The organism is Burkholderia sp. HMSC10F09 (genome assembly GCF_001806955.1).
In the GTDB taxonomy this organism is placed as follows: Bacteria; Pseudomonadota; Gammaproteobacteria; order Burkholderiales; family Burkholderiaceae; genus Burkholderia; species Burkholderia multivorans.
Genome location: NZ_KV786491.1, coordinates 1 through 21314 on the forward strand (window position 1 = coordinate 1; position 21314 = coordinate 21314).

Annotated in this window: 22 protein-coding genes; 15 read left to right on the forward strand and 7 right to left on the reverse strand. The window is 68.0% G+C overall.

The features are described from left to right. On the forward strand, window positions 1–734 hold a 734-nt coding region (locus tag HMPREF3115_RS00405), incomplete at its 5' end, for an ABC transporter permease (RefSeq protein WP_070553151.1). A gap of 194 nt (window positions 735–928) precedes the next feature. Beyond that, entirely contained in the window at window positions 929–1588 is a 660-nt protein-coding gene (locus tag HMPREF3115_RS00410) for a lytic transglycosylase domain-containing protein (protein ID WP_070553152.1), read from the forward strand. A gap of 210 nt (window positions 1589–1798) precedes the next feature. Here HMPREF3115_RS00410 and HMPREF3115_RS00415 read toward each other — a convergent pair whose 3' ends face one another. From HMPREF3115_RS00415 to HMPREF3115_RS00440, 6 genes are read right to left on the reverse strand one after another with little or no spacing between them, the layout of a single operon-like run. Further along, entirely contained in the window at window positions 1799–2239 is a 441-nt protein-coding gene (locus tag HMPREF3115_RS00415) for a dihydroneopterin aldolase (RefSeq protein ID WP_006396314.1), read from the reverse strand. Beyond that, window positions 2236–2868: a sarcosine oxidase subunit gamma gene (locus HMPREF3115_RS00420; RefSeq protein WP_035489014.1), complete on the reverse strand. Its 633-nt coding sequence runs from the start codon at window positions 2866–2868 to the stop codon at window positions 2236–2238. The genes HMPREF3115_RS00415 and HMPREF3115_RS00420 overlap by 4 nt, the downstream gene beginning before the upstream one ends. Then, window positions 2858–5869: a sarcosine oxidase subunit alpha family protein gene (locus tag HMPREF3115_RS00425; RefSeq protein ID WP_006396312.1), complete on the reverse strand. Its 3012-nt coding sequence runs from the start codon at window positions 5867–5869 to the stop codon at window positions 2858–2860. The genes HMPREF3115_RS00420 and HMPREF3115_RS00425 overlap by 11 nt, the downstream gene beginning before the upstream one ends. Beyond that, entirely contained in the window at window positions 5866–6165 is a 300-nt protein-coding gene (locus HMPREF3115_RS00430; protein WP_006396311.1) for a sarcosine oxidase subunit delta, read from the reverse strand. The genes HMPREF3115_RS00425 and HMPREF3115_RS00430 overlap by 4 nt, the downstream gene beginning before the upstream one ends. Before the next feature lie 16 nt (window positions 6166–6181). After that, entirely contained in the window at window positions 6182–7426 is a 1245-nt protein-coding gene (locus tag HMPREF3115_RS00435) for a sarcosine oxidase subunit beta family protein (RefSeq protein WP_006396310.1), read from the reverse strand. Between the two features lie 15 nt (window positions 7427–7441). After that, window positions 7442–8827 carry an L-serine ammonia-lyase gene (locus HMPREF3115_RS00440; protein WP_006396309.1) on the reverse strand — a complete coding sequence of 462 codons (1386 nt, stop codon included), beginning with the start codon at window positions 8825–8827 and terminating at the stop codon, window positions 7442–7444. A gap of 260 nt (window positions 8828–9087) precedes the next feature. Between HMPREF3115_RS00440 and HMPREF3115_RS00445 the strand changes: the two genes are divergently transcribed. From HMPREF3115_RS00445 to denD, 8 genes are all read left to right on the forward strand, one after another. Next, on the forward strand, window positions 9088–10155 hold the full coding sequence (locus HMPREF3115_RS00445; RefSeq protein WP_006396308.1) for a GlxA family transcriptional regulator: 1068 nt from the start codon (window positions 9088–9090) through the stop codon (window positions 10153–10155). A gap of 347 nt (window positions 10156–10502) precedes the next feature. Continuing rightward, entirely contained in the window at window positions 10503–11207 is a 705-nt protein-coding gene (locus HMPREF3115_RS00450) for a FadR/GntR family transcriptional regulator (protein ID WP_006396307.1), read from the forward strand. Window positions 11208–11254: 47 nt separating this feature from the next. After that, on the forward strand, window positions 11255–12145 hold the full coding sequence (gene ltnD, locus HMPREF3115_RS00455; protein ID WP_006411877.1) for an L-threonate dehydrogenase: 891 nt from the start codon (window positions 11255–11257) through the stop codon (window positions 12143–12145). A gap of 18 nt (window positions 12146–12163) precedes the next feature. Beyond that, window positions 12164–13450, forward strand: coding sequence for a 3-oxo-tetronate kinase (gene otnK / locus HMPREF3115_RS00460; protein WP_070553154.1), 1287 nt, complete (start codon window positions 12164–12166; stop codon window positions 13448–13450). After that, window positions 13447–14088, forward strand: a complete 642-nt coding sequence (locus HMPREF3115_RS00465; protein WP_070553156.1) for a 3-oxo-tetronate 4-phosphate decarboxylase — start codon at window positions 13447–13449, stop codon at window positions 14086–14088. The genes otnK and HMPREF3115_RS00465 overlap by 4 nt, the downstream gene beginning before the upstream one ends. A gap of 103 nt (window positions 14089–14191) precedes the next feature. Continuing rightward, the gene (locus HMPREF3115_RS00470) at window positions 14192–15517 is read left to right on the forward strand and encodes an MFS transporter (protein WP_059940920.1); all 1326 of its coding nucleotides are present in this window, start codon (window positions 14192–14194) and stop codon (window positions 15515–15517) included. 61 nt (window positions 15518–15578) lie between these two features. Then, complete coding sequence (gene otnI / locus HMPREF3115_RS00475) at window positions 15579–16355, forward strand: 2-oxo-tetronate isomerase (RefSeq protein WP_070553157.1); 777 nt, start codon at window positions 15579–15581, stop codon at window positions 16353–16355. 37 nt (window positions 16356–16392) lie between these two features. Then, a complete protein-coding gene (denD, locus tag HMPREF3115_RS00480; protein ID WP_006409739.1) occupies window positions 16393–17364 on the forward strand; it encodes a D-erythronate dehydrogenase in 972 nt (323 codons plus the stop codon). 129 nt (window positions 17365–17493) lie between these two features. Here the strand turns inward: denD and HMPREF3115_RS00485 are convergent, their stop codons facing one another. Then, window positions 17494–17781 (reverse strand): DUF4148 domain-containing protein, encoded by a 288-nt coding sequence (locus tag HMPREF3115_RS00485; RefSeq protein WP_006396300.1) that lies wholly within the window; start codon window positions 17779–17781, stop codon window positions 17494–17496. A gap of 129 nt (window positions 17782–17910) precedes the next feature. On the opposite strand from HMPREF3115_RS00485, the gene HMPREF3115_RS31415 reads away from it, so the two are divergent. The 5 genes from HMPREF3115_RS31415 (at window position 17911) to HMPREF3115_RS00510 (ending at window position 21300) form a co-directional block, all read left to right on the forward strand. Further along, a complete protein-coding gene (locus HMPREF3115_RS31415) occupies window positions 17911–18315 on the forward strand; it encodes a hypothetical protein (protein WP_176748727.1) in 405 nt (134 codons plus the stop codon). Between the two features lie 67 nt (window positions 18316–18382). After that, the gene (locus HMPREF3115_RS00495) at window positions 18383–19072 is read left to right on the forward strand and encodes an aspartyl/asparaginyl beta-hydroxylase domain-containing protein (protein ID WP_065496051.1); all 690 of its coding nucleotides are present in this window, start codon (window positions 18383–18385) and stop codon (window positions 19070–19072) included. A gap of 176 nt (window positions 19073–19248) precedes the next feature. Next, on the forward strand, window positions 19249–19647 hold the full coding sequence (locus HMPREF3115_RS00500) for a nuclear transport factor 2 family protein (RefSeq protein ID WP_065496043.1): 399 nt from the start codon (window positions 19249–19251) through the stop codon (window positions 19645–19647). A gap of 146 nt (window positions 19648–19793) precedes the next feature. Further along, a complete protein-coding gene (locus tag HMPREF3115_RS00505; RefSeq protein ID WP_006396295.1) occupies window positions 19794–20063 on the forward strand; it encodes a MoaD/ThiS family protein in 270 nt (89 codons plus the stop codon). Window positions 20064–20142: 79 nt separating this feature from the next. Further along, window positions 20143–21300 (forward strand): WD40/YVTN/BNR-like repeat-containing protein, encoded by a 1158-nt coding sequence (locus tag HMPREF3115_RS00510; protein ID WP_070553161.1) that lies wholly within the window; start codon window positions 20143–20145, stop codon window positions 21298–21300. Window positions 21301–21314 lie beyond the last annotated feature (14 nt).

Below are 21314 nucleotides of genomic sequence, written 5' to 3' on the forward strand. Positions count from 1 at the left end.
GCCGGCTCGTCGCGCCCGCTGCGCGCGCGGCCGCGCTCGCGCTGCTGCTCGTGCTGCTGCTGCGCCCGGCCTGGCTGCACGGCTGCTTCGCGCCGTTCGCCGACAACGGCGCACCGGTGATCTACGATCGCGCAAGCCTGCTCGATCTCACGCTCGCGCATCTCGGTACGGTCGCGCTGTCGAGCGCGATCGGCACGCTGATCGCGGTCGCGGCCGGCATCGCCGTCACACGGCCGTTCGGCGCGGACTTCCTGCCGGTCGCACGCAGCATCGTCGACATCGGTCAGACCTTTCCGCCGGTCGCCGTGCTCGCGCTCGCGGTGCCGGCCGTCGGCTTCGGATTGAAGCCCGTGCTGATCGCACTCGTGCTGTACGGGCTGCTGCCCGTGTTCGAAAGCACGATCGCCGGGCTCGAGGACGTGCCGCGCGACGTCGTCGAAGCCGCGCGTGGAATGGGGATGAGCGGCTGGCAGCGGCTGATGTCGGTCGAGCTGCCGCTCGCGTTTCCGGTGATCGTCAACGGCATCCGACTCGCGGTCGTGATCAATCTCGGCACTGCGACGATCGGCTCGACGGTCGCCGCGCGCGGGCTCGGCGACGTGATCATCGCCGGCCTGCAGACGTCGAACACCGCGTTCGTGCTGCAAGGCGGCGTGATCGTCGGGCTGCTCGCGGTGCTTGTCAGCGATGCGATCGGCGCGGTCGCGCGCATCGCGGCCGCGCGACGCGCGTAGCGCATAACGCGTGGCGCGTGGTGCATAACGCGTGGCGCGACGCGACCGTTCGTCAGGACGCCGTTGGGTGTTCATGCAACCGCTTCGGCGCCGCCCGTCACACACCTACAGATCGCTTTCGTTCGAGCGCCGCTTCGAATGCGCGGCGGAATTGGCCGATATACTGTGCGCCTTCCGTTCTCCCCCATTCGCCCATGCGACGGTTACTCTGGCTGATCGTGCTTTCGTTCGGCGTCGCGCACCAGGCGTCGGCGCAACCGGCATCGGCGCCGGCCGCGCCCGCTGCCGCGGACGTTGCGGCCGCATCGATCGCGCTGCCCGCGTCCGACCCGCTCGCCGCCGCCGATCAGCCGAACGAAGCCAATCGGCGGGTCACGGCGTATCTGACGAAGAAGTTCGGCGTCGCGAAGGAAAAGGCGATCAAGCTCGCGGACATCGTCAGCGCGACCGCGACGAAATATTCGCTGCCGCCGGCGCTCGTCTACGCGATCATCTCGATCGAATCGCGCTTCCAGGAAAAGGCGCGCGGCCAGCATGGCGCGACCGGGCTGATGCAGGTCGTGCCGGCCGCGCATCGCGGGCTGCTGCGCAACGTGAAGGATCTGACCGAGCCGAACGCGAACGTCGAGGCCGGCTCGGCCATCCTGTCCGGCTATGTGAAAGCGGCCGGCGGCAACGTGCAGGCCGCGCTGAAGAGCTACGGCGGATCGAATGCGTATGCGGCGAAGGTGCTGCAGCGCGTCGATTCGTTCCGCTTCGTGCTCGAGCCGGCCGACGAGGCGAAAGCCGGCAGCGATGCGAAGGCGCGCATGGTGCCGGTCGGCGATTCGTCGCCGGCGCCGCGCAAGCCGTAAGCGGGCGCCGCGCGAATCACGGAGCAGGCAGGCAAGGATAAAGCGCTGTCGGCGCGACGCCACAACATAGCTACGAAAATATCGGCATTACAGGCGCACCAATGCAGAACGGCCCATTGTTCCGATATTTCAGGAACAACGGGCCGCTTCCCGTCGGTCGCATCGATTATTCCGATATTCCAGGAATAATCCCGCCCGCACCGCCAGCGCTCAGATCTGCCCGGCCGCGCCCGTCCACCGCAGGTAATCGCCGCGCGTCCAGTCGAGCGACACGCCGACGCGCTTCGTGCCCGGCCGGATCTTCGGCTTGTGCACCGACAGCGTCAGCGATTCGAGGGCGGGCCATTCGCGAAACGACAGTGCCGCGATGTCGGCGACGAGCGTCTCGAGCAAGCGCGTATGCGGCTTGTGCGCGAGATACGACGCGATCCGCGCGCAGTAGCCGTCGTAATCGATCCACTCGCCCTGCTCGCTCGGCTCGCAGCGATACTCGAGCCGCGCATCGATCACGATCGGCTGCGGCGCCTCGTGCTCGTGCGCGTGAATGCCGACGCGCGCGGGCACCTTCAGTTCGTCGACGAACACGCTCCAGCCGCGCCCGCGCAGGCGCGGTCCGTCGATCGCCGCGAACGGTTCGTCGAACGGCTTCATGATGCGAGCGGCGCCGCGGCGTCGAGCATGATGCGCACGAAATAGTCGGCGAAGCTGCGGCGCACGACGATCTCGTACGACGCGTCGCCGGTCGGGATCAGCACGATCGACGCCTTGAAGTAGTGCGACTGCGCGCACTGGCCCGGCTTCAGCACGCGCGGATGCAGATCGAGCGGGCAGCCGCGTGCGAGCACGTCGCGCACGCGCTCGCCGCCGATCTCGACGACCGTGTAGCCGCTGCCGACGTCGACCGCCGCCGCATACGAACCCTGCACGGCCTCGGCGAGCTGCGCTTCGAGCACGCCGGCCTGCACGGGCCCGTTCGAGCGCACGAGCCATTCGTCGGGACCGAGCCACAGCACGTCGTAGTCGGCGCTGCGCGCGACGGTGTTCGGCTCGGCCGGCGGCCGGCAGCCGACCACGCGCTCGAACGCGCCGACGAACGCCGGATCGCTCAGCTCACCGCGCACGTTCACGAGATCGAGGAACGGCCGCTCGCGCAGCGTGAACTTCTTCGAGGCGCGCGCCTGATGCGTTTTCAGCAGGTCGGCCGCGCCGACGAACGGCGACTCGAGCCGCACGCTGCCCGTGCCCGCCACCGGCGTCTGGTTTCTGGTCTCATTCCACATGCTGGCGCACCCCTTCCGTATCGTAGAAAACCGGGCTCGAGATCTTCGCGGTGACGCGCTTGCCGTTGGCCAGCGGAATCACGACGCTCTCGCCCATCTTGTTCAATCCGCCCTTCACCACTGCCAGCGCGATCGAGCGCTTCAGGATCGGGCTGTAGTAGCTCGACGTCACGTGGCCGATCATCGGCGTCGGTTCGACCGTCGAAATCTGCGTGTCCTTCGCGACGATCTGGGCGCCTTCCGGCAGCACGAACTGCTCGTCCTCGGTCAGCAGGCCGACGAACTGCTTGCGGCCTTCCTTCGCCGTGTCCGAACGCGACAGCGAACGCTTGCCGAGGAAGTCCTTCGACTTCGCGACGAGCCCGCCCATCCCGAGGTCGTACGGCGTGACCGAGCCGTCCGTGTCCTGACCGACGATGATGTAGCCCTTCTCCGCACGCAGCACATGCATCGTCTCGGTGCCGTACGGCGTGATGTCGAACTCGGCGCCCGCCGCCATCAACGCTTCCCACACCGCGCGGCCCGCATTGGCCGGCACGTTGACTTCGTACGCGAGTTCGCCGGAGAAGCTGATCCGCATCACGCGCGCCTTCACGCCCGCGACGGTGCCGTTCCGGTAGCTCATGAACGGGAACGCTTCGTTGCCGAAGTCGATGTCCTGGCAGACCTTCTGCACGACCTTGCGGCTCTTCGGGCCGACCACCGCGAACGTCGCCCAGTGATCGGTGACGGACGCGAGGCGCACCTTCATGTCGGGCCATTCCGTCTGCAGCCAGCGCTCGAGCCACGTGAGCACGCGCGCGGCGCCGCCCGTCGTCGTCGTCATCATGAAGTGCTGATCGGCGAGGCGCACCGTCACGCCGTCGTCGAACACCATGCCGTTTTCGTCGAGCATCAGCCCGTAGCGGCACTTGCCGACCTCGAGCTTGTTCCACGGGTTCGTGTACATCCAGTTCAGCAGCTTCACCGCATCGGGGCCCTGGATGTCGATCTTGCCGAGCGTCGAGGCATCGAGAATGCCGACGCTGTTGCGCACCGCGAGACATTCGCGCTTCACGGCCGCATGCAGATCCTCGCCCTTCTTCGGGAAGTACCACGGGCGCTTCCAGTTGCCGACGTCCTCGAACATCGCGCCGTGCTCGACGTGCCATTCGTGCACGCAGGTCTTGCGGATCGGATCGAGGAAGTCGCCGAGCTCGCGGCCCGCGAACGTGCCGAACGACACGGGCGTGTAGTTCGGGCGGAACGTCGTCGTGCCCGTTTCCGGAATCGTCTTGCCGAGCGCCTGCGCGAGAATCGCCATCCCGTTGATGTTGCCGAGCTTGCCCTGATCGGTGCCGAAGCCCATCGCGGTATAGCGCTTCACGTGCTCGATCGACTCGAAGCCTTCACGTGCGGCCAGCAGGATGTCCGCCGCCGACACATCGTTCTGGAAGTCGACGAACTGCTTCGGCCCGCGCGCGGCGGCCTCGCGGCTGCCGACGAGCCAGAGCGGCTGCAGTGCGCCTTCGACCGTTTCGGCAACCTGCGGCGCCACCGGGCGCTGCGCGGCCGTGAAACCGGCCGCTTTCGCCGCTTCCGCACCGGCGTCGAGCGCGAGGCGCAGTGCGCGCGCCAGCCCGAACTCGCCGGCGGCCGCGCCGACGCTCGCCTCGGCCTGCACCGGCTTGCCGGGCAGGAAGCACGCCTTCTCGTCGCTCCAGCATGCCTTGCCGCCCGACTGCGCGAACAGGTGCAGCACGGGGCTGAAGCCGCCCGACATCGCGAGGAGGTCGCACGGCAGCGTCTGCAGCTTGCCGCCGGTCTGGCCGTTCGTATAGGACGCGACGTCGACCGACGATACGCGCCATTTGCCCGAGGCGGCCGTCACGACCGTCCCGCTCATCACCGTCACGCCCTGCCGCTTCGCGGCGGCCGGCAGCGCGCCGTTCGACGACGCGCGCGAATCGACGACCGTCACCTTCGCGCCGCAGGCCTTCAGATCGAGCGCGGTCTGGTACGCACGGTCGTTGTTCGTGAACACGACCGCATTGCGCCCCGGCAGCACGCCGAAGCGATGAATGTAGGTCGACACCGCGCCGGCCAGCATCACGCCGGGCAGATCGTTGTTGCCGAATACGATCGGCCGCTCGTGCGCGCCGGTCGCGAGAATCACGCGCTTCGCACGCACCTTCCACAGCAGTTCGCGCGTGCCCTTGCGCATCGACACCGGCAGATGATCGGTCAGGCGCTGCGTGATCGTCACGAGGTTGTGATCCTGATAGCCGAACGCGGTGCTGCGCGAGAGGATCGTCACGTCCGGCAGCTTGCGCAGCTCGGCCTCGATCTTCTCGACCCATTGCAGCGCCGGCTTGCCGTCGATCTCCGCGCGGCACGACAGTAGGCTGCCGCCGAGCTCGCGCTGATCGTCGACGAGCATCACGCGCGCACCGGCCGTCGCCGCCGCGTGCGCAGCGGCGAGACCCGACGGGCCACCGCCGACCACGAGCACGTCGCAATGCGCGTAGCACTTGTCGTAGCGATCGGCGTCGAGCGTGTCGGGCGCCTTGCCGAGGCCGGCCGCCTCGCGGATCTTCTCTTCATACTTCGGCCACATCTTGCGCGGCCACATGAAGGTCTTGTAGTAGAAACCGGCGGGCAGGAAACGCGACAGCTTCTGGTTGATCGCGTACTTGTCGTTCTCGAGCGACGGCTCCGCATTCACGCTCGTCGCGACGAGCCCCTGATACAGCTCGATCTCGGTCGCGCGCGCATTCGGCACCGTGTACGGGCCCGACTCGAGCTGCACGACGGCATTCGGTTCCTCGACGCCGGCCGTCACGATCCCGCGCGGACGGTGATACTTGAAGCTGCGCGCAACGAAGTGCACGCCGTTCGCGAGCAGTGCGGACGCGAGCGTGTCGCCCTGGAAGCCCTGATACGTGCGTCCGTTGAACGTGAACGTCAGCGGAATCGCGCGATTGATGCGGCCACCGGTGCCGAGGCGGTCTTTCTGGCTCATTTGCTCGTGCCCTCTTCGTGTGCGTTGCCGGCGGTTGCCCCGCCGAACTTCTCGTAGCTCTTGATTTCGTACGTGACGGTGTCGCGCGTGACCTTGAACCAGCGGCGGCAGCCCTGCGTGTGCAGCCATTGCTCCTTGTGGAGCCCGCGCTTGTTCTCGCGCATGAACACGTACTCGCCCCACTCGCGGTCGGTCATCGTTTCATTCGCGACCGGGCGCACGATGTCGGCTTCGCCGCCGCACGTGAACTCGGATTCGGCGCGCGGCCCGCACCACGGACATTCGATCAGCAACATGTTGGTTTCTCCTCGTTCAGTGCGCGACGGCGGCGGCGCCGTGTTCGTCGATCAGGTGGCCGGTGTAGAAGCGGTCGAGCGAGAACGGTGCGTTCAGCGGATGCGGTTCGTCGCGAGCGATCGTATGAGCGAACACCCAGCCAGAGCCCGGCGTCGCCTTGAAGCCGCCCGTCCCCCAGCCGCAGTTGAAATACAGCCCCTTCACGTCGGTCTTGCTGATGATCGGGCAGGCGTCCGGCGACACGTCGACGATGCCGCCCCACTGACGGTTCATGCGCACGCGCGAGAACACCGGGAACATTTCGACGATCGCCTGCAGCGTGCCTTCGATGATGTGGAAGCTGCCGCGCTGGCCGAAGCCCGTGTATTGGTCGATGCCCGCGCCGATCACGAGGTCGCCCTTGTCGGACTGGCTGATGTACGCGTGCACGGCGTTCGACATGATCACCGAGTTGACGACCGGCTTGATCGGCTCGGACACGAGCGCCTGCAGCGGATGGCTTTCGATCGGCAGCCGCACGCCGGCCATGTCGGCGAGCGTCGTCGTGTTGCCGGCCGCGACCACCGCGACCTTCTTCGCCTTGATGAAGCCCTTGACCGTGTCGACGCCGACCACCGCGCCGCCTTCGCGGCGAATGCCGGTGACCTGGCAGTTCTGGATGATGTCGACGCCCGCGCGGTCCGCGCCGCGCGCGAAGCCCCATGCGACGGCGTCGTGACGCGCGACGCCCGCGCGACGCTGGATCGATGCGCCGAGCACCGGATAGCGGCTGTTCAGGTTGATCGTCGGCTCGATTTCCTTCACCTGCGCGGGCGTCAGGAATTCCGCATCGACGCCGTTGAGCCGGTTCGCGTTCACGCGGCGCTCGGTGTCGCGCACGTCCTGCAGCGTGTGCGCGAGGTTCATCACGCCGCGCTGGCTGAACATCACGTTGTAGTTGAGGTCCTGCGACAGCCCTTCCCAGAGCTTCATCGCCTTCTCGTACAGCGCGGCCGACTCGTCCCACAGATAGTTCGAGCGCACGATCGTCGTGTTGCGCGCGGTGTTGCCGCCGCCGATCCAGCCTTTCTCGAGAATCGCGACGTTCGTGATCCCGTGCTCCTTCGCGAGGTAGTACGCGGTCGCGAGCCCGTGCCCGCCGCCGCCGACGATCACGACGTCGTACTCACGCTTGGGCTCGGGGCTCTTCCATTGCTTCTCCCAGTTCTCGTGATACGAGAGGCCGTTGCGGAACAGGCTGAATATCGAGTAGCGGCTCATGTTGATGGTCCTTCGTTAGCATTCGATGACGTTCACGGCCAGACCGCCGCGCGACGTTTCCTTGTATTTCGTCTTCATGTCGGCGCCCGTCTCGCGCATCGTCTTGATGACCGAGTCGAGCGACACGTAGTGCTGACCGTTGCCCTTCAGCGCCATGCGCGACGCGTTCAGCGCCTTGATCGCGCCCATCGCGTTGCGCTCGATGCACGGGATCTGCACGAGCCCGCCGACCGGGTCGCAGGTCATCCCGAGGTTGTGTTCCATGCCGATCTCGGCGGCGTTCTCGACCTGGTCCGGCGTGCCGCCCATCACGGCCGCGAGCGCGGCCGCGGCCATCGAGCACGCGACGCCGACTTCGCCCTGGCAACCGACTTCCGCGCCGGAGATCGACGCGGTTTCCTTGTAGATGATTCCGATCGCCGCGGCGGTCAGCAGGAATTCGACGATGCCCGCCTCGTTCGAGCCCGGCACGAACTTCACGTAGTAGTGCAGCACGGCCGGAATCACGCCGGCCGCGCCGTTGGTCGGCGCGGTGACGACGCGCCCGCCCGCCGCGTTCTCCTCGTTGACGGCCATCGCATAGAGGTTGACCCAGTCGAGCATCGACAGCGGATCGCGCAGCGATTCCTCGGAACGCGCACGCAGCCGCGCATTCAGTTCGGCCGCGCGGCGCTTGACGCGCATCGGGCCCGGCAGATCGCCCTCGACCTTGCAGCCGCGCTCGACGCAGGCCGCCATCGTGCGCCAGATCGCGAGCAGCCCCGCACGCACTTCGTCTTCCGGACGCAGCGCGCATTCGTTGCGCATCATCAGCTCGGCGATCGACAGCCCGTGCTCGCGGCACTGGCGCATGAGGTCGTCGCCGGTGCGAAACGGATACGGCACCTCGGCCGCCGCGCGCACGCCGTTGACGCGATCGCCGTCGCGGTTCACGACGAAGCCGCCGCCGATCGAGTAATACTCCTTCTCGACGAGCAGCTGACCGTGTTCGTCGAACGCCTGGAAGCGCATGCCGTTCGGGTGCACGATGCTCGTGCCCGTCATCAGCTTCCGGTAGAAGCCGATGTGCTCCTTCTCGTCGAAGCGGATCGTCTGCTTGCCGAGCAGCGACAGCGACTTCTCGGCGCGGATCGCCGCGAGACGCGGCTCGATCAGATCCGGATCGATCGTGTCCGGCAGATGGCCCTCGAGGCCGAGCAGCACGGCCTTGTCGGTGCCATGGCCCTTGCCCGTCGCGCCGAGCGAGCCGTACAGCTCGACGCGCACGCGGCGCACGAAGCCGAGCAGGTTCGCGTCCTCCACGTGCGACGCGAAGCGGCACGCCGCGATCATCGGTCCGACCGTATGCGAACTGGACGGTCCGATGCCGATCTTGAACAGGTCGAAAACGCTGACGTTCATCTGGCTTCCTCTGGATGGCACTGCAAAGTGACGTTGGACGCCAGTACATCAAAGCGTAAAATCCGCCGATAGAACAAAAACGGCATCGGCGTGGGATAGCGCCGCCAAGCGCCCGGCCGCCCGGCCCGAAAGTGCGTTTTGGCGATGGTTCGCGACGAAAAACCACAAGTCCGGCCGCGTCCGCTTCGCGCGGCCGCGCGCCGGTTGCCGTATCCTGAACAGCGTGAGACCGCCCGCCCGGCGTAACGAGATTTGCCGCAATGACACCCGACGTACCCGCCTCCCCTCTCGCCGAACCGGCGCCGCAGCGCATCCGCTTCGGCATCGTGCTGCTGCCGAACTTCACGCTCACCGCGTTCTCCGGGTTCGTCGACATGCTGCGGCTGTCCGCCGACGACGGCGACTACAGCAAGCCCGTGCGCTGCGCGTGGAGCGTAATCGGCGACACGCTCGCGCCGGTGCGCGCGAGCTGCGGGATCCAGATCACGCCGTGGGAAACGTTCGATGCGGCCGAGCCGTTCGATTACGTGGTCGTCGTCGGCGGGCTGCTGCACTCGGGACCGCAAGCCGGCCCCGAAACGCTCGAGTTCATCCGTCGCGCGGCCGCGCGGGGCGCCACGATCGTCGGGATCTGCACGGGCGTGTTTACGCTGATGCGCGCCGGCGTCCTCGACGGCTACCGCACCTGCGTGAGCTGGTTCCATTACTGGGATTTCATCGAGCGCTTTCCGAACGCCGATCCCGATCTGCTGATCGCCGACCGGCTGTTCGTGATCGACCGGCGGCGCATCACCTGCTCGGGCGGGCGCGCATCGATCGACGTTGCCGCCGCGATCCTGCTGCGCCACTTCGAGCACGCGACCGTGCAGAAGGCGCTGCGCATCCTGCTCGTCGGCGAGATGCAGAAGGGCAATGCGCCGCAGCCGCATCCGCCGGGCCTCGAGCCCGCGACGCATCCGAAGGTCAAGCGCGCGATTCTTCTGATGGAACAGCATGTCGGGCGGGCGCTGCCGCTCGAGGAACTCGCATGCAAGCTCGATCTGTCGACGCGGCAGCTCGAGCGCCTGTTCAAGGCCGAAACCGGCAAGAGCCCGCAGGCGTTCGCGAAGCAGGTGCGGCTGCGCACGGCCGCCTGGCTGCTGACCAGTTCGGACCGCACCGTCGCCGACATCGCGTCGAGCTGCGGATTCGCCGACGCGTCGCACCTCGGGCGCGAGTTCCGCAAGCAGTTCGGCGTGCCGCCGGCCGCGTATCGCGAGCGCGGCGGCGACGAAGCGGCAGCCGCCGCGAGCGTGACGGACGACGCGCTTCACGACGAAGTCGAGTGAGCGGGCAGTCCGTCGGCGCGTGACGATCGGCCTGCGCCAGCGCGAAAACCAGACGTTCATGCCGCGCGTGTGCCGGCGCCCCCGCTCGAGCGCCAGCAGAGTGGCTACGGACTGACCGAGCGCGGCCCTTCTCCCGGTTCTCCCTGCTCCAGTCGAGTCGCGCAGTTCCCTGCCGCTCGGCTCCGACGGCGCGGCCGCGCAATCACATTGCGCGCCGTTCGCGTCAAAATGGAACCGGTTCCAGTCAATTTCGCCGATGTTCGTGCATTTTGACCGAGGGTATTCCCGGATGCCTCATCGCGATCAAATTTGTATGATGACCACATCACCTTACAAACTATCGCGTCATGTTCGAGAAAATCCCTGCCCGTGCGATGAGCGACCACGTCGCGCAGCAGCTGCTGAAGCAGATCGAAGCCGGCAGCTTCGTGGCGACCGGCAAGCTGCCGACCGAAGCGGTGCTCGCGCAGGAATTCGGCGTGAGCCGCACCGTCATTCGTGAAGCAATCTCGCGGCTGAAGAACGAAGGCGTCGTCGAGCCGCGCCAGGGCAGCGGCGTGTACGTGAACCAGCACGGCGCGATCCGACCGCTGCGCATCGACTATGCGGAAGCGGTCGAGGCGAGCTCGCTGCCGCATCTGCTCGCGGTGCGTCGTGCGATCGAAGCCGAAGTCGCGGCCGAAGCCGCGCTGCGTCACAGCGACGAAGACATGGCCGACATCGACGACGCGCTGCGCAAGATCGACGAAGCGGTCGCCGAGGGGCGCGACGGCGTCGCCGAGGACGTCGCGTTCCACCGCACGATCGCGGCCGTCACGGGGAACCCGTACTTCCTCAAGACGCTGCAGTTCCTGAACCAGTATCTCGAAGCGGGCGTGAAGGTCACGCGCCGCAACGAAGCCACGCGCGAGGACTTCTCACGGCAGGTGCGCGAAGAACATGCGGCGATCGCCGACGCGATCCGCTCGCGCGATCCGATGGCCGCGCGCAACGCGGCGCGCACGCACATGTACAACGCGGCGCGCCGTCTCGCGGAAGCCGGCATCTGCTGACGCCGCGGCGCATTCCCGAATCTGTTCCGAATCGATCAAGGTTGACCATGTCACGAAATGTTGGAGTCATCGGCCTCGGCGCGATGGGCCTCGGCGTCGCGCGTTCGCTGCTGCGCGCGGGCTTTCGCGTGCACGCGTGCGACGTCCGTGAAGCCGTGCTTCACGCGTTCGCGGCCGAAGGCGGCATCGCCTGCGCGACGCCGGCCGAACTCGGCGCGCAGTGCGACGTCGTCGTTACGCTCGTCGTCAATGCCGCGCAGACGGAAACGGTGCTGTTCGGCGAACACGGCGCGGTCGCGTCGATGAAGCCGGGCGGCGTCGTGATCGCGAGCGCGACCGTCGCACCCGACTTCGCGGTCGCGCTCGGCGCGCGCATCGAGGCCGCCGGCCTGCAGATGCTCGACGCACCGGTGTCGGGCGGCGCCGCGCGCGCGGCGTCCGGCGAGATGACGATGATGACGTCCGGCCCCGCGGCCGCATACGCCGCATGCGAAGACGTGCTCGCCGCGATGGCGGGCAAGGTCTACCGTCTCGGCGATACGCACGGTGTCGGCTCGAAGGTCAAGATCATCAACCAGCTGCTGGCCGGCGTGCATATCGCGGCGGCCGCCGAAGCGATGGCGCTCGGCCTGCGCGAAGGCGTCGATCCCGATGCGCTGTACGACGTGATCACGCACAGCGCCGGCAACTCGTGGATGTTCGAGAACCGCGTGCCGCACATCCTGAACGGCGACTACACGCCGCTATCGGCCGTCGACATCTTCGTGAAGGATCTCGGCCTCGTGCTCGACACCGCGCGCCGCAGCAAATTCCCGCTGCCGCTGTCGGCCACCGCGCACCAGATGTTCATGAGCGCATCGAGCGCCGGTCACGGCGGCGAGGACGATTCCGCCGTGATCAAGACTTTCCCCGGCATCACGCTGCCGCCCGCCCGCTGATTCGAACCACGCCTTACCATGACCGCTTCCGCTTCCCGTCCCCTGCTCGGCTGCATCGCCGACGATTTCACCGGCGCGACCGATCTCGCGAACATGCTCGTCAAGAGCGGCATGCGCACCGTGCAGACGATCGGCGTGCCGGCCGAATCGGCATCGATCGACGCCGATGCGATCGTCGTCGCGCTGAAGTCGCGCACGATTCCGGCCGCCGACGCCGTCGCGCAGTCGCTCGCCGCCTACGAATGGTTGCGCGCGCAAGGGTGCCGGCAATTCTTCTTCAAATACTGCTCGACGTTCGACTCGACCGACGCCGGCAACATCGGCCCTGTCGCCGATGCGCTGCTCGACGCGGCCGGCGGCGGCTTCACGATCGCGTGCCCCGCGTTTCCGGAAAACGGCCGCACGATCTATCGCGGTCACCTGTTTGTCGGCGACGCGCTGCTCAACGAATCGGGCATGGAGAACCATCCGCTCACGCCGATGAAGGATGCGAATCTCGTGCGCGTGCTGCAGCGGCAAACGCCGTCGAAGGTCGGCCTGATCCGCTACGACACGATCGCGCGCGGCGCGGCCGACGTGCGCGCCTGCATCGCGCAGCTGCGCGCCGACGGCGTACGCATCGCGATCGCCGACGCGCTGTCGGACCGCGATCTGCACGTGCTCGGCGAAGCGTGCGCAGCGCTGCCGCTCGTCACCGGCGGCTCCGGCATCGCGCTCGGGCTGCCCGAGAACTTCCGTCGCGCCGCACAGCTCGCCGCGCGCGACAACGCGGCATCGCTGCCGCGCATCGACGGCACGTCGACGGTGCTCGCCGGCAGCGCGTCGAAGGCGACCAACGCGCAGGTCGCCGCATGGCGCGCCGCGCGACCGAGCTTCCGCATCGATCCGCTCGCGGCCGCGCGCGGCGAGCCGGTCGTCGAGCAGGCGCTCGCGTTCGCAAGTTCGCACCTGCCGGAACCGGTGCTGATCTACGCGACCGCGACGCCCGACGAAGTGAGGGCCGTGCAGCAGGCGCTCGGCGTCGAGGCGGCCGGCGAACTCGTCGAGCGCACGCTCGCCGCGATCGCGCACGGCCTGCGCGCGCTCGGCGTGCGCAAGTTCGTCGTCGCGGGCGGCGAGACGTCCGGCGCAGTCGTGCAGGCGCTCGGCGTGAAGTCGCTGCAGATCGGCGCGCAGATCGATCCGGGCGTGCCGGCAACGGCGACCATCGACACCGAGCCGCTCGGTCTCGCGCTGAAGTCCGGCAATTTCGGCGCGGTGGACTTTTTCGACAAGGCGCTGCGCGCGCTCGACGGAGCCGCATGATGAGCATCGAAGCGAAGCTGCGCGAAGAAATCTGCGTGGTCGGCGCGAGCCTGTACGCGCGCGGTCATGCCGTCGGCAGTGCGGGCAACATCAGTGCGCGGCTGCCCGACGGCTGGCTCATCACGCCGACCGATGCGTGCCTCGGCCGGCTCGATCCGAACGACATCGCGAAGGTCGATGCGAACGGGCAGGCCGTGTCGGGCGGCAAGCCGTCGAAGACGCTGACGCTGCATCGCGGCATCTATGCGCGCAACGCCGAGGCGAACGCCATCGTCCACACGCATTCGACGCACCTCGTCGCGCTGACGCTCGCGGGCGTGTGGCGCGACACCGACGTGCTGCCGCCGATCACGCCGTACTACGTGATGAAGGTCGGCCACATTCCGCTGATCCGCTATCGCCGCCCCGGCGACCCCGACGTCGCGGCCGAAGTCGCGGCGCTCGCCGACCGTGTGCGCGGCGTCCTGCTCGAGCGCCTCGGCCCGGTGATGTGGGGGCCGTCGGTGTCGCACGCGTCGTACGCGCTCGAAGAGCTCGAGGAAACCGCACGGCTGTGGCTCATGACGAACCCGAAGCCCGAGCCGCTGCCCGATGCGGCGCTCGACGAACTGCGCGCCGCGTTCGGCGCGCGCTGGTAGCACGCGAATCTCATGCCCGCCGTGTGCGCGGGCCCTTCCGTCAGCACACACCTACGACCGGCAGCGTGCGCGCCGCCGGCACTCGCCACCTTTGGAGACGACGATGACTGCACTCGACGCGGCTGCGGGCCGCTCGCCCGCCGCGGCCGCCAGCCCGGCCGAACTCGACCTGACCTACAAGAAAGTGTTCTGGCGCATCGTGCCGTTCCTGATGCTCTGCTACGTGGTCGCGTATCTCGATCGCGTGAACGTCGGCTTCGCGAAGCTGCAGATGTCGCAGGACCTCGCCTTCAGCGAGACGGTGTTCGGCCTCGGCGCCGGCATCTTCTTCCTCGGCTACTTCCTGTTCGAGCTGCCGAGCAACATGCTGATGCACCGGATCGGCGCGCGCATCTGGATCGCGCGGATCATGATCACGTGGGGGCTGCTGTCCGCCATGTTCGCGTTCGTGAAGACGCCGACGCAGTTCTACGTGCTGCGCTTTCTGCTCGGTCTCGCCGAAGCGGGCTTCTATCCGGGCGTGATCCTCTATCTGACGTACTGGTTCCCGTCGCACCGGCGCGCGAAGATCATTGCGGTGTTCATGTCGGCGATTCCGGTGTCGGGCATCTTCGGCAACCCGCTGTCGGGCTGGATCATGGAGGCGTTCCACGGCGGCTCGGGCTTCCACGGCTGGCAGTGGATGTTCATGATCGAGGCCGTGCCGGCCGTGCTGGTCGGCATCGCGACGATCCTTTATCTCGACAACAACATTCGCAGCGCGAAGTGGCTGAACGAGCGCGAAAAGCAGCTCCTCGAAGACGAGATCGCCGCGCAGCCGCAGGAACAGCAGAAGCACGGCCATTCGCTGAAGGCCGTGTTCGCCGACCCGCGCATGTGGTGGATGTCGCTGATCTACTTCGCGTTCGTCACCGGCCAGTACGGGCTCACGTTCTGGATGCCGACGCTCGTCAAGTCCACCGGCATCACCGACACGCTGCAGGTCGGCCTGCTGTCCGCGATTCCGTTCGTCGTCGCCATCGTCGTGATGAACCTGTTCGGCCATAGCGCGGACAAGCGCCGCGAGCGTCGCTGGCACCTGATCGTGCCGGCGCTGATGGGCGCTGCCGGCTTTGCGATCGCCGCGTCGTACTCGCACAATACGGCGGTGTCGATCGTGTTCCTGTCGATCGCGGCGGGCGGCGTGCTGACCTGCGCACCGCTGTTCTGGTCGCTGCCCACCGCGTTCCTCGCGGGCAGCGCGGCCGCCGCCGGCATCGCGATCATCAACTCGGTCGGCAACCTCGCCGGCTTCGCGAGCCCGTACGTGATCGGCTATCTGAAGGACCTCACGCACAGCACGTCGTCGGGCATGTACGTGCTCGCCGCGATGCTCGTGATCGGCGCGTTCGCCGTGTGGCTCACGCCCGCGAAACTCGTGAACCGCTGATCGGCTACCGTTCGATGCGGGGCGTCACGCCCCGCCCCATTCATTCACAGGATCCGCTGCCATGCCACGCTTCGCCGCCAACCTCTCGATGATGTACAACGAGCACGCGTTCCTCGAACGCTTCGCCGCCGCCGCGTACGACGGCTTCAAGGCCGTCGAGTACCTGTTCCCGTACGACTTCGCGGCCGCGGACATCCGCGCGCGCCTCGACGCGCACGGCCTCGAGCAGGCGCTGTTCAACGCGCCGCCCGGCGACTGGGCGGCCGGCGAGCGCGGCATCGCGTCGCTGCCGGGCCGCGAAGACGAGTTCCGGCGCGGGATCGACCGTGCGCTCGACTACGCGCGCGTGCTCGGCAACAAGAAGCTGCACGTGATGGCCGGCCTCGTCGCGCCCGGCGCCGATCGGGCGCGCCATCGCGACACCTACGTCGCCAATCTGCGTCACGCGGCGCAGGCGGCGGCCGCGCACGGCATCACGGTGCTGATCGAGCCGATCAACCAGCGCGACATGCCCGGCTATTTCCTGAGCCGCCAGGATGACGCGCATGCGATCCGCGCGGAAGTCGGCGCGCCGAACCTGAAGGTGCAGTTCGACTGCTACCACTGCCAGATCGTCGAAGGCGATCTCGCGATAAAGCTCAAGCGCGACTTCGCGGGCATCGGCCACATCCAGATCGCGGGCGTGCCCGAGCGGCACGAACCCGATCTCGGCGAACTGAACTATCCGTATCTGTTCGAGCTGATCGACGCGCTCGGCTACGACGGCTGGATCGGCTGCGAATATCGGCCGAAGGCCGGCACGTCGGCCGGCCTCGGCTGGCTCGAACCGTACCTGTAATTCGCGTAACTCAAGGATTCCTGCGAGGGCAACCAACATGAAAGTACTGATCACCGGCGGCGCCGGCTTTCTCGGCCAGCGGCTCGCGCGCAAGCTGCTCGAGCGCGGCGAACTGACCGGCCCCGACGGCCGGCCGGAAAAGCTCGACGAGCTGGTGCTGCTCGACGTCGTCGCCGGCAGCGACTTCGGCGACGCGCGCGTGACGTCGATCGTCGGCGACATCGCCGATCGCGCCGTGCTCGAGCGCGCGATCGACGCGCAAACGGGCGCGATCTTCCATCTCGCGGCGATCGTCAGCGGGCAAGCCGAAGCCGACTTCGATCTCGGCATGCGCATCAACCTCGATGCGTCGCGCACGTTGCTCGAAGTGTGCCGCGCGCGCGGGCATCGGCCGCGTGTCGTGTTCACGAGCTCGGTCGCGGTGTACGGCGGCACGCTGCCGGACGTCGTGCAGGACGATACCGCGCTGAATCCGCAATCGTCGTACGGCACGCAGAAGGCGATCGCCGAGCTGCTGCTGTGCGACTACGCGCGACGCGGGTTCGTCGACGGCCGCGTGCTGCGCCTGCCGACCATCAGCGTGCGGCCCGGCCGACCGAACGCGGCGGCTTCGTCGTTCGCGAGCGGGATCATTCGCGAGCCGCTGAACGGCGAGGAAAGCGTCTGCCCGGTGCCCGGTTCGACGCGGCTGTGGCTGCTGTCGCCGCGCGCGGCGATCGACGCGCTCGTCGCCGGTTGCGAGCTCGATGCCGCGCAGCTCGGCAGCAAGCGCGTGATCAACCTGCCCGGCATTTCGGTGTCGGTCGACGAGATGATCGCGGCGCTGCGCGAAGTGGCCGGCGACGAAGTCGTGAAGCGGATCCGTCATGTGCCGGACGAGCGCGTCGAGAAGATCGTCGGCAGCTGGCCCGGCCGCTGGGACACGACGCGCGCGCATGCACTCGGTTTGAAAGGCGATGCATCGTTCGCGGACGTGATTCGCAGCTATATCGACGACGAACGGCGCTAAAGGCGTGGCGCTTCGGCGCCGTGGTGCGCAGTTCGAGGCACGGCCCGAAGCGCATGCGCGGCCGGCGCACCTCGCGTGCCCGGCCGCGGCATGCGGGCGGCCGATACGCAGCCCGCACGCGCCAACGCGCTAGTGCGTCGTCTGCGTAGACGCACCCACACCGTCGTCAACCGACGCGGCGAGCCGTCGCTGCGTCTCGGCTTGGGCCTGCGCCTGCACCGCGAGCTTCGCCTCGGCCGCCTGAATATCCGCGGGATACGTACCGTCGTCGCCTCTCGATGGATCGTAGCCGGCCGCTTCGAGACGCATCAATTCGTCGCGCACCTCGGCGCGCGTCAACGGCGCGGTCGGCTGCGCGAAGGCGGACTGAACGACGACGGCAGCCGTCGTCGTCAAAAGAACGATCAAGGTTTTCATCGTGAACTCCTCAGGTTTTGCGTGACGCGCATCCGCTCGGGAATGCGCGCCTCATGCGCGCACGCGCGGCATCAACTGCCGAAGTAAAGCGTGCAGAAACTTTCGGGACCGACACACGCCGCCGGCCGCTTGCCCGACGGCAGCGCAGAAGACCCGCCCGCTTCCGACGCCGCAGCCGCATCAGCGCCGATTGCCGTATCGCCGTTCGCTTCCGGCATCGGCCTGATCGGCGCCATCGACTGCACGCCATCCGCGTCGCGCGCGAGCTGCGCGACCTGCATACGCATCGGCGACTGCGCGCGCGCCGGCATCGCCCCACTCGCGATCGCGCTGGCCGCGACGAGCGCGACGATCCATCCACCCGTGTTCATGTTCCACTCCTTCAGAAGTCGACGAGACGACGTGCTGCACCCGTACGACGACGGAGCGTGGCCGTTTATTCCCGCGCCGCACGATCGGCGCGCACGATGCGGTGCCACCCTGTTTTTTCGCTGCGGCGCGCGGTCGCTGTCATTCATTCGTCAGCCGGCGTAACCTGACGTAACCGTCCCCTTGCGCGTCTGGGGCAGACTGACGGCACTTCGTGGAGCGCCGCTCGAACATGTCCGTTGCCTACGACTACGCCGCCGGCCTGCTGCGCCGGCTATACGACCGCCACATCGACGGCGGCGCGGTGCTCGACACGTCCGCCTTCCCCGACGCCGACCGTTTCGTGCACGCGTGGCGCGCGATTCGCGCGGAAGCGCTCGCGGTCGCGCGCGACCTGCCGCGCATTCCGCGCTTCCACGAGATCATGCGAGAGCAGCACGACATCTCGGCCAACGATGCGCGCGACTGGCGGATGTTCATCATGCAGGCGTACGGGCAGCCGTTTCCGCGCAACCTGTCGCGCTGCCCGACCGTCGCGTCGATCGTCGCGACGTCGCCGGACGTGCTGTCCGCGTCGCTGTCGTTCCTCGCGCCGGGCAAGCACATTCCGCCGCATCGCGGGCCGTTTCGCGGGATCCTGCGCGGCTATCTGGTGCTGTCGATGCCCCGTCGCGCGGACGGCACGCCGGCCGCCGTGCTGAAGGTCGACGGCCGCGAATACCGGCTCGACGAAGGCCGCTTCCTGCTGTGGGACGACACGTTCGAGCACGAGGTATGGAACGACAGCGACGACGTGCGGATCGTGCTGCTGCTCGACATTCGCCGGCGCGACATGCCGCGCATGCTGAGGTGGTTGTCGAATGCGGTGATCGGTATCGTGCGGCTCGGGATACGGCTGCGTGGCGGGTCGATTCCGGTGTAGCGTGTTGTGCGCGGCGTGAGATGCTTTCTCGGCAGCGCCACACGACCATGCAGAAAACGCGGGGCGGCGGGGCGAATCTGCCGCTTGTGTCGGCATCCGCGCATCGCTATCGTGGTGCGCACGCGTGCTGCACTCCGAACGCAGCGCGACTCGTCGACACACAACGGAGAACACGAATGGCCCCGTCGCCCGATTCCACCTACGCGCGCCAGATCGGCACCTATCTGCAAGCGCTCGAACGCGGCGACGTCGCCGCAATCTGCGCGCTGTTCGCGCCAGATGCGCAGATTCATTCGCCGTTTCTCGGCTGGATGGCGCCCGCGCCGTTCTTCGAGAAGGTCGCGGCGGCGTCCGGGCAGAGCCGCATCACGCCGATCGACATCTGCGTAAGCACCACCGGCGCCCGTCGCGCGACCGGCTATTTCGTCTATGACTGGGGACTGAAGGACGGCTCGGTCGTCACGTTCGAATGCGTCGACGTGTTCGAATTCGACGAAGCGGGGCTGATCGAGCGGATGAAGATCGTCTACGACACGCATCCGGTGCGCGGCGCGGTCGGCGACAAGTACGCGTAAGCTGACTCGGCGACAAGTACGCGTAAGCTGACGCCCGCGGCCCGCGTGCGATGCTGCATCGCAATGCGGTCGCGCCAAAACGATCGCCTACACTACAGAACCGGCGCAACCATCGCTCCGTCCGCCCCACTTTCCGGTGTCCCGCCATGGCGCATCTGTTTTTCGCCGCGTCGATCCAGCGGCATATCGAGACGCCCGAGCGCGACGTCGACGCGCATTCGCTCGGCGAAGCGCTCGACGCGGTGTTCCGCGAGCAGCCGCGACTGCGCGGCTATATCGTCGACGATCAAGGCGCGCTGCGTAAGCATCTCGCGGTGTTCATCGACGGCCGGCCGATCCGCGACCGGCAGCGGCTGTCCGATGCGCTCGCCGCGGACAGCCGCGTGTACGTCGTGCAGGCGCTGTCGGGCGGCTGACGTCCGCCGCGCAGAACGACCGACGAAACGAACGACGCGGCGCCGCCATGCAGCGGGCGCCGATGAACAGGAGACATCGATGAACGACCGTTTGCTTGTCGCGACCCGCAAGGGCCTGTTCGTGCTGCATGCGGACGGCAGCGGCCGCTGGACGCTCGGCGATCCGCACTTCGCCGGCGAACCGGTCGGCATGACGCTTGCCGATCCGCGCGACGGCACGCTCTATGCGGCACTCAATCTCGGTCACTTCGGCGTCAAGCTGCATCGTCGCCGTGCTGGTGCGGCCGAGTGGGAAGAATGCGCGGTGCCCGTCTATCCGCCGCAGCCGGCCGACGCACCGCGCCCGAACGGCGATGCGCACGCGAGCGCCGCCGCCGATCCGGACCGCAACGCCGCATCGCCCGCGCCCCCGCAGCCGCCGTGGACGCTTCAGCAGATCTGGTCGCTCGAAGCGGGCGGCGCCGACGAACCGGGCGTGCTGTGGGCCGGCACGATTCCCGGCGGCCTGTTCCGCTCCGACAACGGCGGCGACTCATGGGTGCTGAACCGCGCGCTGTGGGACCGCCCCGAGCGCCCCGAATGGTTCGGCGGCGGCTACGACGCGCCGGGCATTCATTCGGTGATGGTCGACCCGCGCGACAGCCGCCACGTGACGGTCGGCATTTCGTGCGGCGGCGTCTGGCAGACCGACGATGGCGGCGCGAGCTGGCGCGTCACCGCGGACGGGATGGAAGCCGACTACATGCCGCCCGAACGGCGCGGTGAACCGAACGTGCAGGACCCGCACCGCGTCGTCCAGTGCGCGGCCGCGCCCGACGTGCTGTGGGCGCAGCATCACTGCGCGATCTTCCGCTCGACCGACGGCGGTGCGCGCTGGCAGCGCATCGAAGCGCAGCCGTCGAGCTTCGGCTTCGCCGTCGCCGTGCACCCGCGCGATCCGGACACGGCGTGGTTCGTGCCGGCCGTCAAGGATGCGTGCCGGATTCCGGTGAACGGCGAATTCGTCGTCACGCGCACGCGCGACGGCGGCCGCAGTTTCGAGCGGCGGTCGAACGGCCTGCCGCCCGCACCCGCGTACGATCTCGTGTACCGGCACGGACTCGCGGTCGACGATTCAGGCACACGGCTCGCGATGGCGTCGACCACCGGCGCGCTATGGACGTCCGACGACGGCGGCGATCGCTGGCAACTGGTGTCCGCGCATTTGCCGCCGGTCTATTGCGTGCGGTTCGCGTGACGGCGGCGACGCGG